Here is a 13,587-nt window from a genome sequence, read left to right on the forward strand (position 1 = left end):
GCCGCGTCTTATCCGGCGGGACGCGTACCCGCCGCCGGGACGCGCGGCGGTAGGGTGGGTGACCGTCAGACATCCTTTAAGGCCCGTCCCGTGAGGCGGGGAAGGAGGTCGCCGGACATGAGCTCTGGCGCTGCTGTGCCCACACCATCCCCATCGACCCCGGAGACGACGCCCGAGGCCGGGACCGTCGTCCTGACGGCCGCCGACATCTCCCGCGCGCTGACGCGCATCGCCCACGAGATCGTGGAGCGCAACAAGGGGGCCCACGACCTCGTCCTCCTCGGGATCCCGACGCGCGGCGTCCCGCTCGCGACGCGGCTCGCCGAGCGCCTCGCCGCGATCGAGGGGTCGCCCGCCGACGGCGCACCCGACCCCCACGCGATCGTCGGCGAGCTCGACGTGACGATGTACCGCGACGACCTCCACCGGCACCCGACGCGCACCATCGGCGCGACGCGCCTGCCCGCGTCGGGCATCGACGGCAAGGTCGTGGTCCTCGTCGACGACGTCCTGTACTCCGGGCGCACCATCCGCGCCGCGCTCGACGCGATCAGCGACCTCGGCCGCCCGCGCGCCGTGCAGCTCGCCGCGCTCGTCGACCGCGGCCACCGCGAGCTGCCGATCCGCCCCGACTTCGTGGGCAAGAACCTGCCGACCTCGACGTCCGAGCGCGTCAGCGTGCGCCTCGCCGAGGTCGACGGCGTGCCCGCGGACGCGGACGCCCCGGCGGACGCGGTCGTCATCCGCTCGGCCGCCGCCGGGACGGAGGCCGGCGCATGAGGCACCTGCTGTCCACCCAGGACCTCGCGCGCACCGACGCCGTGCGCATCCTCGACACGGCGGCGCAGATGGCCGCGACGCAGGCACGCGAGATCAAGAAGCTCCCCACGCTGCGCGGCCGCACGGTCGTCAACCTCTTCTACGAGGACTCGACGCGTACCCGCATCTCCTTCGAGACGGCCGCCAAGCGCTTGTCGGCGGACGTCATCAACTTCTCCGCCAAGGGCTCGAGCGTGTCCAAGGGCGAGTCGCTCAAGGACACCGCGCTGACCCTCCAGGCGATGGGCGCGGACGCGGTCGTCGTCCGGCACCAGGCCTCCGGGGCCCCGCACCTGCTCGCCCACGCGGGCTGGCTCGACGCCGCGGTCCTCAACGCGGGGGACGGCACGCACCAGCACCCGACGCAGGCGCTGCTCGACGCGTACACGCTGCGCCGCCACCTCTCCGGGACGGGGCTCACCGCCCCCGGCGCGAGCGGGCCGGACGACGCGGCCGCGCGCGGCGCGGGCCTCGATGGGCGGCACGTGGCGATCGTCGGCGACGTGCTGCACTCGCGCGTCGCGCGCTCGAACGTGCACCTGCTGCACACGCTCGGCGCGCGCGTGACGCTCGTCGCGCCGCCCACGCTCCTGCCGGTCGGCGTCCAGACGTGGCCGTGCGAGGTCTCCTACGACCTCGACGGGGCCCTCGCGGGCGACACCGCGAACGGCGGCCCCGACGCCGTGATGATGCTGCGCGTGCAGCGCGAGCGCATGAGCGGCTCGGGCGCCGGCGGGGGAGCGTTCTTCCCCAACCCGCTCGAGTACAGCCGCAAGTACGGGCTCGACGCGCGGCGCCTCGGCCTCCTGGCCGAGCACGCGATCGTCATGCACCCCGGCCCGATGAACCGCGGGCTCGAGATCTCCGCGCAGGCGGCGGACTCGCCCCGCGCGGTGATCGTCGAGCAGGTCGCGAACGGCGTCGCCGTGCGCATGGCCGTGCTCTACCTCCTCCTCGCGGGCAGCGACGAGACCGACGCCGCCCCGGCGGCGGCCGCGCCGCTGTCGCCCGCCCAGCCCGTCCCCGCCGTCGAAAGGGTCCCCGCCTCGTGAGCAGCGCCGCAACCACCACGTACGTCCTGCGCGGCGCGCGCCCGCTGGGCGGCGAACCCGTCGACCTCGTCCTCTCCGGCGGCGTCATCGCCGAGATCGCGCCGGTCGGCGCCGCGCGCGCCGGGTCCGGGGACGGCGAGACCGTCGTCGTCGACGCGACCGGCCTCGTGGCGCTCCCCGGCCTGGTCGACCTGCACACCCACCTGCGCGAGCCGGGCCGCGAGGACGCCGAGACGATCGAGTCCGGCACGCGTGCCGCCGCGGCGGGCGGGTTCACGGCCGTCCACGCCATGGCCAACACGACGCCCGTCGCGGACACGGCCGGTGTCGTCGAGCAAGTGTGGCGCCTCGGTCGCGACGCCGGCTGGGTCGACGTGCACCCGGTCGGGGCGGTCTCCGTCGGGCTCGCGGGCCAGCAGCTCGCGGAGCTCGGGGCCATGGCCGACTCGGCGGCGCGCGTGCGCGTGTTCTCGGACGACGGCAAGTGCGTCGACGACCCGATCCTCATGCGCCGGGCGCTCGAGTACGTCAAGGCGTTCGACGGCGTCGTCGCCCAGCACGCGCAGGAGCCGCGCCTCACCGAGGGCGCCCAGATGAACGAGGGCGTCGTCTCGGCCGAGCTGGGCCTCGCGGGGTGGCCGGCGGTCGCCGAGGAGGCGATCATCGCGCGCGACGTGCTCCTCGCGGAGCACGTGGGCTCGCGCCTGCACGTGTGCCACCTGTCGACCGCGGGCTCGGTCGAGATCGTGCGCTGGGCCAAGGGCCGCGGCATCGACGTGACCGCCGAGGTCACGCCCCACCACCTCGTCCTCACCGACGACCTCGCGCGCGGATACGACCCGACCTTCAAGGTCAACCCGCCGCTGCGCACCGCCGCGGACGTCGAGGCGGTGCGCGAAGGCCTCGCGGACGGGACGATCGACATCGTCGCGACCGACCACGCGCCGCACGCGCGCGAGGACAAGGACTGCGAGTGGGCCGCGGCCGCGTTCGGCATGACGGGCCTCGAGACGGCGCTGAGCGTCGTGCAGCAGACCATGGTCGACACCGGACGCATGACGTGGGCCGACGTCGCGCGCGTGCTGTCCGGCGCGCCCGCGCGCATCGGTCGGATCGACACCGGCGAGCGCGCCCAGGGGCGTCCGCTCGAGGTCGGCGAGCCCGCGAACGTCACGCTCGTGGACCCGGCCGCGCGCCGCGTCGTCGACGGCGGGGGACAGGTCACGGCGAGCACCAACACCCCGTTCCAGGGCCGCGAGCTGCCCGGCGCCGTCGTCGCGACGTTCCTGCGCGGGCGCGCCACGGTGCTCGACGGCACCCCCGTCCCGGCGGGTGCCGGCACGCAGGGGGTGCGGGCGTGAACCTGCCTCAGCCCGTCGCGGTCGGTATCTGGGTCGTCCTCGGCGTCGTCCTCCTGACGCTCGTCCTCGTCGGCCGCCGCCGCCTCGTGCGCCGGTCGGCCGGCGTCGTCCCGACGCCCCCGGCGGTGCCCGCCGAGGCGGCGCGGGGCGCCGTGGTGCTCGGTCCGCTCGACGCGCTCTACGTGTCCAGCACGCTCGCGGGCGACTGGCTCGCCCGCGTCGGAGCCCACGGGCTCGGCGACCGGTCCCAGGCCCAGGTCACCGTGCACGACGGCGGACTGTACGTCGCGCGCAGCGGCGCCCCGGACGTGTGGGTGCCCGCCGCGGCGGTCGGGGGCGCGGCCCTCACGCCCGGCATGGCCGGCAAGTTCGTCGGCAAGGAGGCCATCGTCGTCGTGACGTGGACCGTGCCCGCCAAGCCCGTCCCGGCTGACGCGCCCGAGGCTCCGGCGAACCCTGAGGTCCGGCTCGACACCGGCCTCCTGCCCCGCCACGACCACGACGTCGCACGCCTCCTGGAGGCCGTCCAGGGTCTCGCCGGACGAGCAGCCGCCGACCGCGGAGAACCCGCCGACGACGGCTCGTACGAGCGACGACCCGGGGCGCCGAGCGGCGCCGCCCCCGCAGACCCCGCAGGCCCGGCGCCGACGCGCGAGAGCGCGACACCCGGCACCGACGAGAACGACGAGGAAGCACCGTGACCGCCTCAGTGAACACAGCGACCACCCAGGTCTCCGCCACCGCACCGCCCGCCGACCGGGCCCTGATCGTCCTCGAGGACGGCACCGTGCAGACCGGGCGCGCGTACGGCGCGCGCGGCACCACGGTCGGCGAGATCGTCTTCAACACCGGCATGACCGGCTACCAGGAGACGCTCACCGACCCCTCCTACCACCGCCAGATCGTCGTCATGACGGCCCCCCACATCGGGAACACGGGAGTCAACGACGAGGACCCCGAGTCCGGCAAGATCTGGGTCGCCGGGTACGTCGTGCGCGACGCCGCCCGCCGGGCCTCGAGCTGGCGCGCGCAGCGCACCCTGGACGAGGAGCTCGCCGCGCAGGGGATCGTCGGCATCAGCGACGTCGACACGCGCGCTCTGACGCGCCACCTGCGCGAGCTCGGCGTGATGCGCGCCGGCATCTTCTCGGGCGACGCGCTCGTGCGCGACGGCTACCCGCGCACCGTCGAGGACCTCGTCGCCGAGGTGCAGGCCGCGCCCGCGATGGCTGGCGCCGACCTCGCGCGCGAGGTGAGCACCGACGAGGCGTACGTCGTCGAGCCCTTCGAGGGCACGACGCCCGACGGCGCGCCCGTCGCGACGGTCGTCGCCGTCGACCTCGGCATCAAGTCCATGACGCCGCAGCGCCTCGCCCAGCGCGGCGTGCGCGTGCACGTGGTCCCGGCCGCCTCGACGATCGAGGACGTCGAGGCCTTCGCGCCCGACGGCGTGTTCTTCTCCAACGGCCCCGGCGACCCCGGGGCGGCGACGCACGAGGTCGAGCTGCTGCGCGCCGTCCTGGACCGCGGCACCCCGTTCTTCGGCATCTGCTTCGGCAACCAGATCCTCGGGCGCGCCCTCGGCTACGGCACGTACAAGCTCGCGTACGGCCACCGCGGCATCAACCAGCCCGTCATGGACCGCCGCACCGGCAAGGTCGAGGTGACCGCGCACAACCACGGGTTCGCCGTGGACGCGCCGCTCGACGGCGAGTCCGTCGCCCCGCACGACGGCGGCCGCTACGGGCGCGTCGTCGTGTCCCACGTCGGGCTCAACGACCAGGTGGTCGAGGGGCTCGAGTGCCTCGACCTGCCCGCCTTCTCCGTCCAGTACCACCCCGAGGCCGCGGCCGGCCCCCACGACGCCGCGTACCTCTTCGACCGCTTCGTCGAGCTCATGGCGTCCCGACGCGCCCAGAGCTCCGCAGCTGCCGACCAGAACACCAAGGAGAGCTGACCGTGCCTCGCAGAACCGACATCTCCAGCGTCCTGGTCATCGGGTCCGGCCCGATCGTCATCGGCCAGGCGTGCGAGTTCGACTACTCCGGTACCCAGGCGTGCCGCGTGCTCAAGGAGGAGGGCCTGCGGGTCGTCCTCGTGAACTCGAACCCGGCCACGATCATGACCGACCCCGAGTTCGCCGACGCGACGTACGTCGAGCCGATCACGACCGAGGTGCTCACCTCGATCATCGCCAAGGAGCGCCCTGACGCGCTCCTGCCCACGCTCGGCGGGCAGACCGCGCTCAACGCGGCGATCGCGCTCGACGAGGCGGGCGTCCTCGCCGAGTACGGGGTCGAGCTCATCGGCGCGAACATCGAGGCGATCCAGAAGGGCGAGGACCGCCAGCAGTTCAAGGACGTCGTCGAGAAGTGCGGCGGCGAGTCGGCTCGCTCGGTCATTGTGCACACGGTCGACGAGGCGATCGCGGCCGCGGGCGACCTCGGCTACCCGATGGTCGTGCGCCCGTCCTTCACGATGGGCGGCCTCGGCTCGGGTTTCGCGTACGACGAGGAGGAGCTGCGCCGCATCGTCGGGCAGGGCCTGCACTACTCCCCGGTGACGGAGGTGCTCCTCGAGGAGTCGATCCTCGGCTGGAAGGAGTACGAGCTCGAGCTCATGCGCGACAAGCACGACAACGTCGTGGTCGTGTGCTCCATCGAGAACGTCGACCCCGTCGGCGTGCACACGGGCGACTCGATCACGGTCGCGCCGTCGCTGACGCTCACGGACCGCGAGTACCAGAAGCTGCGCGACATCGGCATCGCCGTCATCCGCGAGGTCGGGGTCGACACGGGCGGCTGCAACATCCAGTTCGCCGTCGACCCGGACACGGGCCGCGTCATCGTCATCGAGATGAACCCCCGCGTCTCGCGCTCGTCCGCGCTCGCGTCCAAGGCGACCGGGTTCCCCATCGCCAAGATCGCCGCGAAGCTCGCCGTCGGCTACACGCTCGACGAGATCCCCAACGACATCACGCAGGTCACCCCGGCCTCGTTCGAGCCCACGCTCGACTACGTCGTCGTCAAGGTGCCGCGCTTCGCGTTCGAGAAGTTCCCGGCCGCCGACCCGACGCTGACGACGACCATGAAGTCCGTCGGCGAGGCCATGGCGCTCGGGCGCAACTTCACCGAGGCGCTCGGCAAGGCGCTGCGCTCGATCGACAAGGGCGGCTCGGTGTTCCACTGGGACGGCGAGCCCGTCTCGGGCGCGGACCTCGACGAGCTCCTCGTGCGCATCGCGCGCCCCACGGAGAACCGCATCATCGGCGTCCAGCAGGCGCTGCGCGCCGGCGCGAGCGTCGAGCAGGTGTTCGAGGCCACCAAGATCGACCCGTGGTACCTCGACCAGATCCAGCTGGTCAACGAGGTCGCGGCGGCCGTCGCCGACGCGCCCGCGCTCACGGAGGACGTGCTGCGCGAGGCGAAGAAGCACGGTCTGTCCGACGCGCAGGTCGCGCGCCTGCGCGGCATGGGTCCGGCGGGCGAGGCGACGGTGCGCGAGGTCCGCTACGCGCTCGGCGTCCGGCCCGTCTACAAGACGGTCGACACGTGCGCGGCCGAGTTCGCCGCCCGCACGCCGTACCACTACTCGTCGTACGACCTGGAGACCGAGGTCGCCCCGCGCGAGCGCGAGGCCGTGATCATCCTCGGCTCGGGCCCGAACCGCATCGGCCAGGGCATCGAGTTCGACTACTCGTGCGTGCACGCGGCCCTCACGCTGCGCGAGCGCTACGAGACGGTCATGGTCAACTGCAACCCGGAGACGGTCTCGACCGACTACGACACGTCCGACCGCCTGTACTTCGAGCCGCTGACGTTCGAGGACGTGCTCGAGGTCTACCAGGCCGAGCTCGCCGCCGGGCCGGTCAAGGGCATCATCGTCCAGCTCGGCGGGCAGACGCCGCTCGCGCTCGCGCAGCGCCTCGCCGACGCGGGCCTGCCGATCCTCGGCACGAGCCCCGAGGCGATCGACGCCGCGGAGGACCGCGGCGAGTTCGGCCGCGTGCTCGTCGAGGCGGGCCTGCCCGCCCCGGCGTTCGGCACGGCGCGCTCGCTCGACGAGGCGAAGGACGTCGCGGCCGGCATCGGGTACCCGGTGCTCGTGCGCCCGTCCTACGTGCTCGGCGGGCGCGGCATGGAGATCGTCTACTCCGCCGAGCAGCTCACGGGCTACGTCGAGCGCGCGCTCGTCGCGGCCGCCGCCGAGGACCGCACGGCCGGGACGCTGCCCGCGCCGCTGCTCATCGACCGCTTCCTCGACGACGCGATGGAGATCGACGTCGACGCGCTCTACGACGGCACCGAGCTCTTCCTCGGCGGCGTGATGGAGCACATCGAGGAGGCGGGCATCCACTCCGGCGACTCGGCGTGCGTCCTGCCGCCCGTGTCGCTCTCGGAGCAGGAGATCGAGCGCATCCGCCGCTCGACCGAGGCCATCGCGAAGGGCGTCGGGGTGCGCGGCCTCCTCAACGTCCAGTACGCGCTCGTCTCCGACGTGCTGTACGTCCTTGAGGCCAACCCGCGCGCGTCGCGCACGGTGCCGTTCGTCTCCAAGGCGACGGGCACGTCCCTCGCGAAGGCCGCGGCGCGCGTCATGACGGGCGAGTCGATCGCCGAGCTGCGGGCGGCGGGCGTCCTGCCCGCCGAGGGCGACGGCGGCACCCTGCCGCTCGACGCGCCGATCGCGGTCAAGGAGGCGGTCCTGCCCTTCAAGCGCTTCCGCACCGCGGACGGCGTCGTCGTGGACACGGTGCTCGGCCCGGAGATGCGCTCGACGGGCGAGGTCATGGGCTTCGACCGCGACTTCCCGCACGCGTTCGCCAAGTCGCAGGCTGCCGCGTTCGGCGGGCTGCCGACGTCGGGCCGCGTGTTCGTCTCCGTCGCCGACCGCGACAAGCGCTCGATCGTCTTCCCGGTCAAGCGTCTCGCGGAGCTCGGCTTCGAGATCCTCGCGACGGACGGCACGTCGAGCGTGCTGCGCCGCAACGGCATCGCGTCGCGCGTGGTGCGCAAGTTCTCCGCGGGCCGCGGCGCCGACGGCGAGCCGACGATCGTCGACCTCATCACGGCCGGCGAGGTGGACATGGTCATCAACACCCCGTCCGGCCAGGGCGCGCGGGCCGACGGCTACGAGATCCGTGCGGCGACGACGGCGGCCGACAAGCCGATCGCGACGACGGTCGACCAGCTCGCCGCGGCGGTGCAGGGCATCGAGGCGGTCCTGGCGGGACCGTTCGCGGTGGCCAGCCTCCAGGAGCACATGGCGGGCGAGGGCCTGACCGCGGGAGTCGTCCTCCCGGCCGAGCGGGTCGGCGCGTGAGCGCGGGATTCGGCGCGCGCCTCGCGGCCGCTCTGGACGACCACGGTCCCCTGTGCGTGGGCATCGACCCGCACCCGGGACTGCTCGCGGACTGGGGCCTGACCGACGACGCCTCCGGGCTGCGCGAGTTCGGGCTGCGGGTCGTCGAGGCGGTCGGCGGGCGCGTGGCGGCGGTGAAGCCGCAGTCGGCGTTCTTCGAGCGGCACGGGTCGCGCGGCGTGGCGGCGCTCGAGGAGGTCCTCGCGGCGGCCCGTGCGGCGGGCACGCTCGCGGTCATGGACGCCAAGCGCGGCGACATCGGCTCGACCATGGCCGCCTACGCCGACGCGTACCTGCGCGACGGCTCCCCGCTGGCGGCGGACGCGCTGACGGTCTCGCCGTACCTCGGCTTCGGCTCGCTCCAGCCCGCGGTCGACGCCGCGCTGGAGACCGGCCGCGGGCTGTTCGTGCTCTGCCTCACCTCGAACCCCGAGGGGGCGGAGGTGCAGCACGCGCGCCGCGGCGCGGGCGCCGGCGTGGAGTCGGTCGCGGCGCACGTGGCGCGCGAGGCCGCGCGGGTCAACGAGCCCGTGGTGGCGTCGGGCGACGCGCTGGGCCCGGTCGGCCTCGTCGTCGGCGCGACCATCGCCGACGCCGCGGCCCGCACCGGCACGGACCTCGCGGCGGTGCGCGGACCGCTCCTGGCCCCCGGCGTGGGTGCGCAGGGCGCTGGAGCGGCCGAGCTCGCGGCCGTGTTCGGGGACGCACGCCACCAGGTGCTCGCGTCCTCCTCGCGCGGCGTCCTGCGCGCGGGGCCGGACGTCGACGCGCTGCGCGCCGCGGCGCGCGCGGCCACGGACGAGGCGGCACAGGCCCTGCGCGGCTGAGGCACCCGCCCGGGCGACGGGGCCGGCACCTACGGGTGCCGGCCCCGTCGCCGTCCTGTCGCAGGTCATGGGCGTCGTCGTCGTGTCGGGACCGCCCTCGCCGCCGTCGTGCCGTGCGAGACTGCGCCCATGACCTCCCACGACACCTCCCGCGACGCGGACCCGAACGCCTCCGGCACGCCCACGGAGGCGGCGGCCGCCGCCCCCGCACCCGACGGCGGAGCGGTGCCGGGCGCGCTGGACGTCCCGGGCACGTGGAACGCGCGCGACGTCGGAGGCCGGGCGGTCCCGGCCGGTCACGACGAGCCCCTGCGCACCGGCGTGCTGCTGCGGACGGCGAGCCTGTCGCGCCTGACCCCGGCGGGCCAGGCGGCGCTCTCCGACCTGGGGGTGACGACGGTGCTGGACCTGCGCGGTGACGACGAGCTCGAGCGCGACGGGGCGGACGCGGTGCCGGGCGGCGTCCGGGTGCTGCGCCGCGGCATGGACCCCGCGCGGGGCCTCCAGGCCGGGGGCGGCGACGGCGGGGGAGCGTCGGCCGACCCCGCGGCGCTGATCGCCGGCCTGCTGGCGGCGGACGACCCGACGGCGGTCGCCCGCCGGATGATGCACGGCGTGTACGCGACGTTCGTCCAGGACCCGGGCATCCGCGCGACGGTCGGGCGCGTGCTCGGCGAGGTCGCGTCGTCGGAGGGGGCGGCGGTCGTGCACTGCTCCGCGGGCAAGGACCGCACGGGATGGGTGGTCGCCCTCGCCCAGTACGTCGCGGGCGTCGGGGAGGAGGACCGCCTGGCGGAGTACCTCGCGAGCCGCTCGGCCGTGGGGGGCCTCGCCGCGCTCGTGCCGCCCATCCCGGGCCTGTCCCCGGACGCCCTGGCCCCGGTCCTCACGGTGGAGCCGGAGTACCTCGAGGGCGCGTGGGAGCTCGCCGCCCGCGAGCACGGGAGCGTGGACGGCTACCTCGTCGCGTGCGGGGTGACGACGGCCGTGCGCGACGCGCTCGTCGCGCGACTCGTGGCGTCCTGAGCGTCACGCTCGGTCGCCTCACGGCGCCCCTCGCCGCGCCGACGGCGCGCGACGCGCCCTGCCCAGTCGTTGCCCGATCGGTCGAGGCTCGCTACTTTCGAGGGGTCGGCTCCGTGCGTCGGCGCAGGTCGCCCGGGTGATTCACCCGATTAGGGCTCCTCGTCGGGGCACGCCGGGACGACTGTGTGGGCCCATCCGCCTGACGACGAGTAGGTGACTTGCGTGGCACTTCCACCCCTGACCCCAGAACAGCGCGCGGCGGCGCTCGAGAAGGCCGCAGAGGCCCGACGCGTGCGCGCCGAGGTGAAGAACAGGCTCAAGTACTCCCAGGGCTCCCTGAAGGAGGTCATCGAGCGCGGGCAGACGGACGACATGATCGGCAAGCTCAAGGTGGTCTCGTTGCTGGAGTCCCTGCCCGGCGTGGGTAAGGTGAAGGCTCGGGCGATCATGGAGGAGATCGGGATCGCCGAGACACGTCGTGTCCGCGGCCTCGGTCCTCACCAGTCCGCGGCCCTCATCGAGAGGTTTGGCTGACATTTCCGCGCACCCGTCCGAGCCGACGCCGTCCGTCCCCGCCGAGGGGGCGACGGCGCCGGTGGTCTCACCCAGCCCTGCCCGTCTGACCGTCCTGGCCGGACCGACCGCCGTCGGGAAGGGGACGGTGTCGGCCGACATCCGCGCCCGGTACCCGGAGGTGTGGCTGTCCGTGTCGGCGACGACGCGCGACCCGCGGCCGGGCGAGGTGGACGGGGTGCACTACCTGTTCGTCGGGACGGACGAGTTCGCCCGCATGGTCGCGGAGCGCGAGCTGCTCGAGTGGGCGGTGGTGCACGGTCGCAACAGCTACGGCACGCCTCGGCGCGCGGTCGAGGAGAAGCTCGCCGCGGGCGTGCCGGCGCTCCTGGAGATCGACCTCCAGGGCGCGCGCCAGGTCCGCGCGTCGATGCCCGAGGCGCGGTTCGTGTTCCTCGCCCCGCCGAGCTGGGACGAGCTGGTGCGCCGGCTCGTGGGCCGCGGCACGGAGGACGCGGAGGAGCGCGAGCGACGGCTCACGACGGCGCGGGTCGAGCTCGCGGCGGAGTCGGAGTTCGACCACGTCATCGTCAACGACGAGGTGCACCGCGCGACGGACGAGCTCGTGCGCGTCATGGGGCTCGAGCCCCGGCCCGTCGAGGGCGGGACGGGCGACCCCGCGCGAGCGGCGGATCCCGCGCCGTCCGGGCCCACGGAGCAGCGCACCGAACGGCACAGCGAGTAGACTGTCCTGCGGTGCCCGCGCGCGGGCCCGCTCCCCGGTGGGCCGCAGGCCCGGTCCGCGGACCCGGCGACTGCTCGGGGCCGCGCCCGCCCGGCCCCGGAGGAGCGGTCGGCGCGCCGCCGCCATCGACCAGCTGTAGCCGCGCTACAGACCCTTGAACCCACGGAGCGAACTGTGTCCGGAACCGTCGCCGCCCCCGAGGGCATCACCGACCCGCCGATCGACGACCTGCTGGAGCACGTCGACTCGAAGTACGCGCTCGTCATCTACTCGGCCAAGCGTGCGCGCCAGATCAACGCGTACTACTCGCAGCTCAGCGAGGGTCTGCTGGAGAACGTCGGGCCGCTGCTCGAGACGCGCAACCAGGAGAAGCCGCTGTCGATCGCGATGCGGGAGATCAACGCGGGCCTGCTGACGATCGAGGCCGAGCCCGACGAGGCCGACGAGGCCTGAGCCCGTACGCCGCGCACCTCCGCAGGAGGGCGCGGCGTTCGTGCGTCCACGGCCGTCCACCCCCCCCGGTGGGCGCGGAGAAGAGCGGGACCGGCGGGAGGAGCGACATGCGGATCGTGCTCGGGGTGAGCGGCGGGGTCGCGGCGTACAAGGCCGTGCTGCTGCTGCGGCTGCTGCGCGAGCAGGGTCATCGGGTGCGCGTGGTCCCCACGGCGTCGGCCCTGCGGTTCGTGGGCGCGCCGACGTGGGAGGCGCTCTCGGGCGAGCCGGCGACGGACCAGGTGTTCGAGGACGTCGAGCACGTGCCGCACGTCGCGCTGGGCCAGGGTGCGGACCTCGTCGTCGTGGCGCCCGCGACCGCGGACCTGCTCGCGCGGGCGGCCTCGGGCCGGGCGGACGACCTGCTCACCTCGACGCTGCTCACCGCGCGCTGCCCGGTCGTGATGGCGCCCGCGATGCACACCGAGATGTGGGAGCACCCGGCCACGCGCGCGAACGTGGCGACGCTGCGCGAGCGCGGCGTGCACGTGATCGAGCCGGCGTCGGGCCGCCTGACGGGCGCCGACACGGGCCCGGGCCGCCTGCCCGAGCCGGACGAGATCGCGCGCGTCGCGCTGGCCGTCGCGGAGGGCTCCGGCGACGGCCCCCGCGTCGAGGACGCCGCTGCGGGGCGCGACCTCGCGGGCCGACGGGTCGTGGTGTCCGCGGGCGGCACGCGCGAGCCGATCGACCCGGTCCGCTTCATCGGCAACCGGTCCAGCGGGCGGCAGGGGGTCGAGCTGGCGCGGTCGGCGCGGGCGCGGGGCGCCCACGTGACGCTCGTCGCGGCGAACCTCGCCCCGGACGTCGCCGCGCTCGTGCAGGGCGCCGACCTGGACGACGTGGTCGCGGTCGAGACGACGGCCCAGCTGCGCGAGGCGGTGCGCGCAGCGGCGGCCTCGGCGGACGTCGTCGTGATGGCCGCGGCGGTCGCGGACTTCCGACCGGCGCACGCGCCCGGGGCGAAGATCAAGAAGGTGCCGGGCCGCGGTCCCGAGCCGATCGCGCTCGTCGAGAACCCGGACGTGCTCGCCGAGCTCGCGCACGACCGGCTGCGCGCGGGCCAGGTCGTGGTGGGCTTCGCGGCCGAGACGGGGGACGCGGACGGCTCGGTGCTCGACCACGGTCGGGCGAAGGCGCGCCGCAAGGGCGCGGACCTGCTCGTCGTGAACGCGGTGGGCGAAGGGCTCGGGTTCGGGGTCGACGCGAACGACGTGACCGTCGTCGACGGGGCCGGCGAGATCGTCGCGACGGCGGGCGGCACCAAGCGCGCGGTGGCGGACGCCCTGTGGGACGTCGTCGCGGGCCGGGTGGCCGCCGGGTCCCTGGACGGCGGGGTCTCACGGGCCGAGTGACCCGCGTCTCGTCTCGCCTACCGGATGCCCGCGCCC

12 protein-coding genes are annotated in these 13,587 nt (G+C 74.8%); all 12 read left to right on the forward strand.

Annotated features, from left to right (window positions below; genetic code table 11):
- Positions 1–117: 117 nt before the first annotated feature.
- The 12 genes from pyrR to coaBC all read left to right on the forward strand — a co-directional run bounded on the left by pyrR (position 118) and on the right by coaBC (position 13,551).
- Entirely contained in the window at positions 118–780 is a 663-nt protein-coding gene (gene pyrR, locus ACN9MS_RS10225) for a bifunctional pyr operon transcriptional regulator/uracil phosphoribosyltransferase PyrR (RefSeq protein ID WP_426308533.1), read from the forward strand.
- Positions 777–1,871, forward strand: coding sequence for an aspartate carbamoyltransferase catalytic subunit (locus ACN9MS_RS10230; protein ID WP_426308534.1), 1,095 nt, complete (start codon positions 777–779; stop codon positions 1,869–1,871). The genes pyrR and ACN9MS_RS10230 overlap by 4 nt, the downstream gene beginning before the upstream one ends.
- On the forward strand, positions 1,868–3,232 hold the full coding sequence (locus ACN9MS_RS10235) for a dihydroorotase (protein ID WP_426308535.1): 1,365 nt from the start codon (positions 1,868–1,870) through the stop codon (positions 3,230–3,232). The genes ACN9MS_RS10230 and ACN9MS_RS10235 overlap by 4 nt, the downstream gene beginning before the upstream one ends.
- Positions 3,229–3,933, forward strand: a complete 705-nt coding sequence (locus ACN9MS_RS10240; RefSeq protein WP_426308536.1) for a hypothetical protein — start codon at positions 3,229–3,231, stop codon at positions 3,931–3,933. Before ACN9MS_RS10235 ends, ACN9MS_RS10240 begins: the two co-directional genes overlap by 4 nt.
- Positions 3,930–5,189 carry a glutamine-hydrolyzing carbamoyl-phosphate synthase small subunit gene (carA, locus tag ACN9MS_RS10245; protein WP_426308537.1) on the forward strand — a complete coding sequence of 420 codons (1,260 nt, stop codon included), beginning with the start codon at positions 3,930–3,932 and terminating at the stop codon, positions 5,187–5,189. The genes ACN9MS_RS10240 and carA overlap by 4 nt, the downstream gene beginning before the upstream one ends.
- Before the next feature lie 2 nt (positions 5,190–5,191).
- The gene (gene carB / locus ACN9MS_RS10250) at positions 5,192–8,554 is read left to right on the forward strand and encodes a carbamoyl-phosphate synthase large subunit (RefSeq protein WP_426308538.1); all 3,363 of its coding nucleotides are present in this window, start codon (positions 5,192–5,194) and stop codon (positions 8,552–8,554) included.
- Positions 8,551–9,420 (forward strand): orotidine-5'-phosphate decarboxylase, encoded by an 870-nt coding sequence (pyrF, locus tag ACN9MS_RS10255; protein ID WP_426308539.1) that lies wholly within the window; start codon positions 8,551–8,553, stop codon positions 9,418–9,420. The genes carB and pyrF overlap by 4 nt, the downstream gene beginning before the upstream one ends.
- Before the next feature lie 129 nt (positions 9,421–9,549).
- Entirely contained in the window at positions 9,550–10,446 is an 897-nt protein-coding gene (locus tag ACN9MS_RS10260) for a tyrosine-protein phosphatase (RefSeq protein WP_426308540.1), read from the forward strand.
- A 222-nt stretch (positions 10,447–10,668) separates the two neighbouring features.
- Complete coding sequence (gene mihF / locus ACN9MS_RS10265; protein WP_021482878.1) at positions 10,669–10,980, forward strand: integration host factor, actinobacterial type; 312 nt, start codon at positions 10,669–10,671, stop codon at positions 10,978–10,980.
- 61 nt (positions 10,981–11,041) lie between these two features.
- Complete coding sequence (gene gmk / locus ACN9MS_RS10270; RefSeq protein ID WP_426308541.1) at positions 11,042–11,704, forward strand: guanylate kinase; 663 nt, start codon at positions 11,042–11,044, stop codon at positions 11,702–11,704.
- 174 nt (positions 11,705–11,878) lie between these two features.
- Positions 11,879–12,157: a DNA-directed RNA polymerase subunit omega gene (gene rpoZ / locus ACN9MS_RS10275; RefSeq protein WP_047234226.1), complete on the forward strand. Its 279-nt coding sequence runs from the start codon at positions 11,879–11,881 to the stop codon at positions 12,155–12,157.
- Between the two features lie 107 nt (positions 12,158–12,264).
- Positions 12,265–13,551 carry a bifunctional phosphopantothenoylcysteine decarboxylase/phosphopantothenate--cysteine ligase CoaBC gene (gene coaBC, locus ACN9MS_RS10280; protein WP_426308542.1) on the forward strand — a complete coding sequence of 429 codons (1,287 nt, stop codon included), beginning with the start codon at positions 12,265–12,267 and terminating at the stop codon, positions 13,549–13,551.
- Positions 13,552–13,587 lie beyond the last annotated feature (36 nt).

This window comes from Cellulosimicrobium sp. E-16 (assembly GCF_049913115.1).
Taxonomy (GTDB): Bacteria; Actinomycetota; Actinomycetes; order Actinomycetales; family Cellulomonadaceae; genus Cellulosimicrobium.

Coding starts and splice junctions, on each gene's coding strand:
- ACN9MS_RS10230 (WP_426308534.1), top strand. CDS start 777: ATGAGGCACCTGCTGTCCACCCAGGACCTCGCGCGCACCGACGCCGTG.
- coaBC (WP_426308542.1), top strand. CDS start 12,265: ATGCGGATCGTGCTCGGGGTGAGCGGCGGGGTCGCGGCGTACAAGGCC.
- pyrR (WP_426308533.1), top strand. CDS start 118: ATGAGCTCTGGCGCTGCTGTGCCCACACCATCCCCATCGACCCCGGAG.
- ACN9MS_RS10260 (WP_426308540.1), top strand. CDS start 9,550: ATGACCTCCCACGACACCTCCCGCGACGCGGACCCGAACGCCTCCGGC.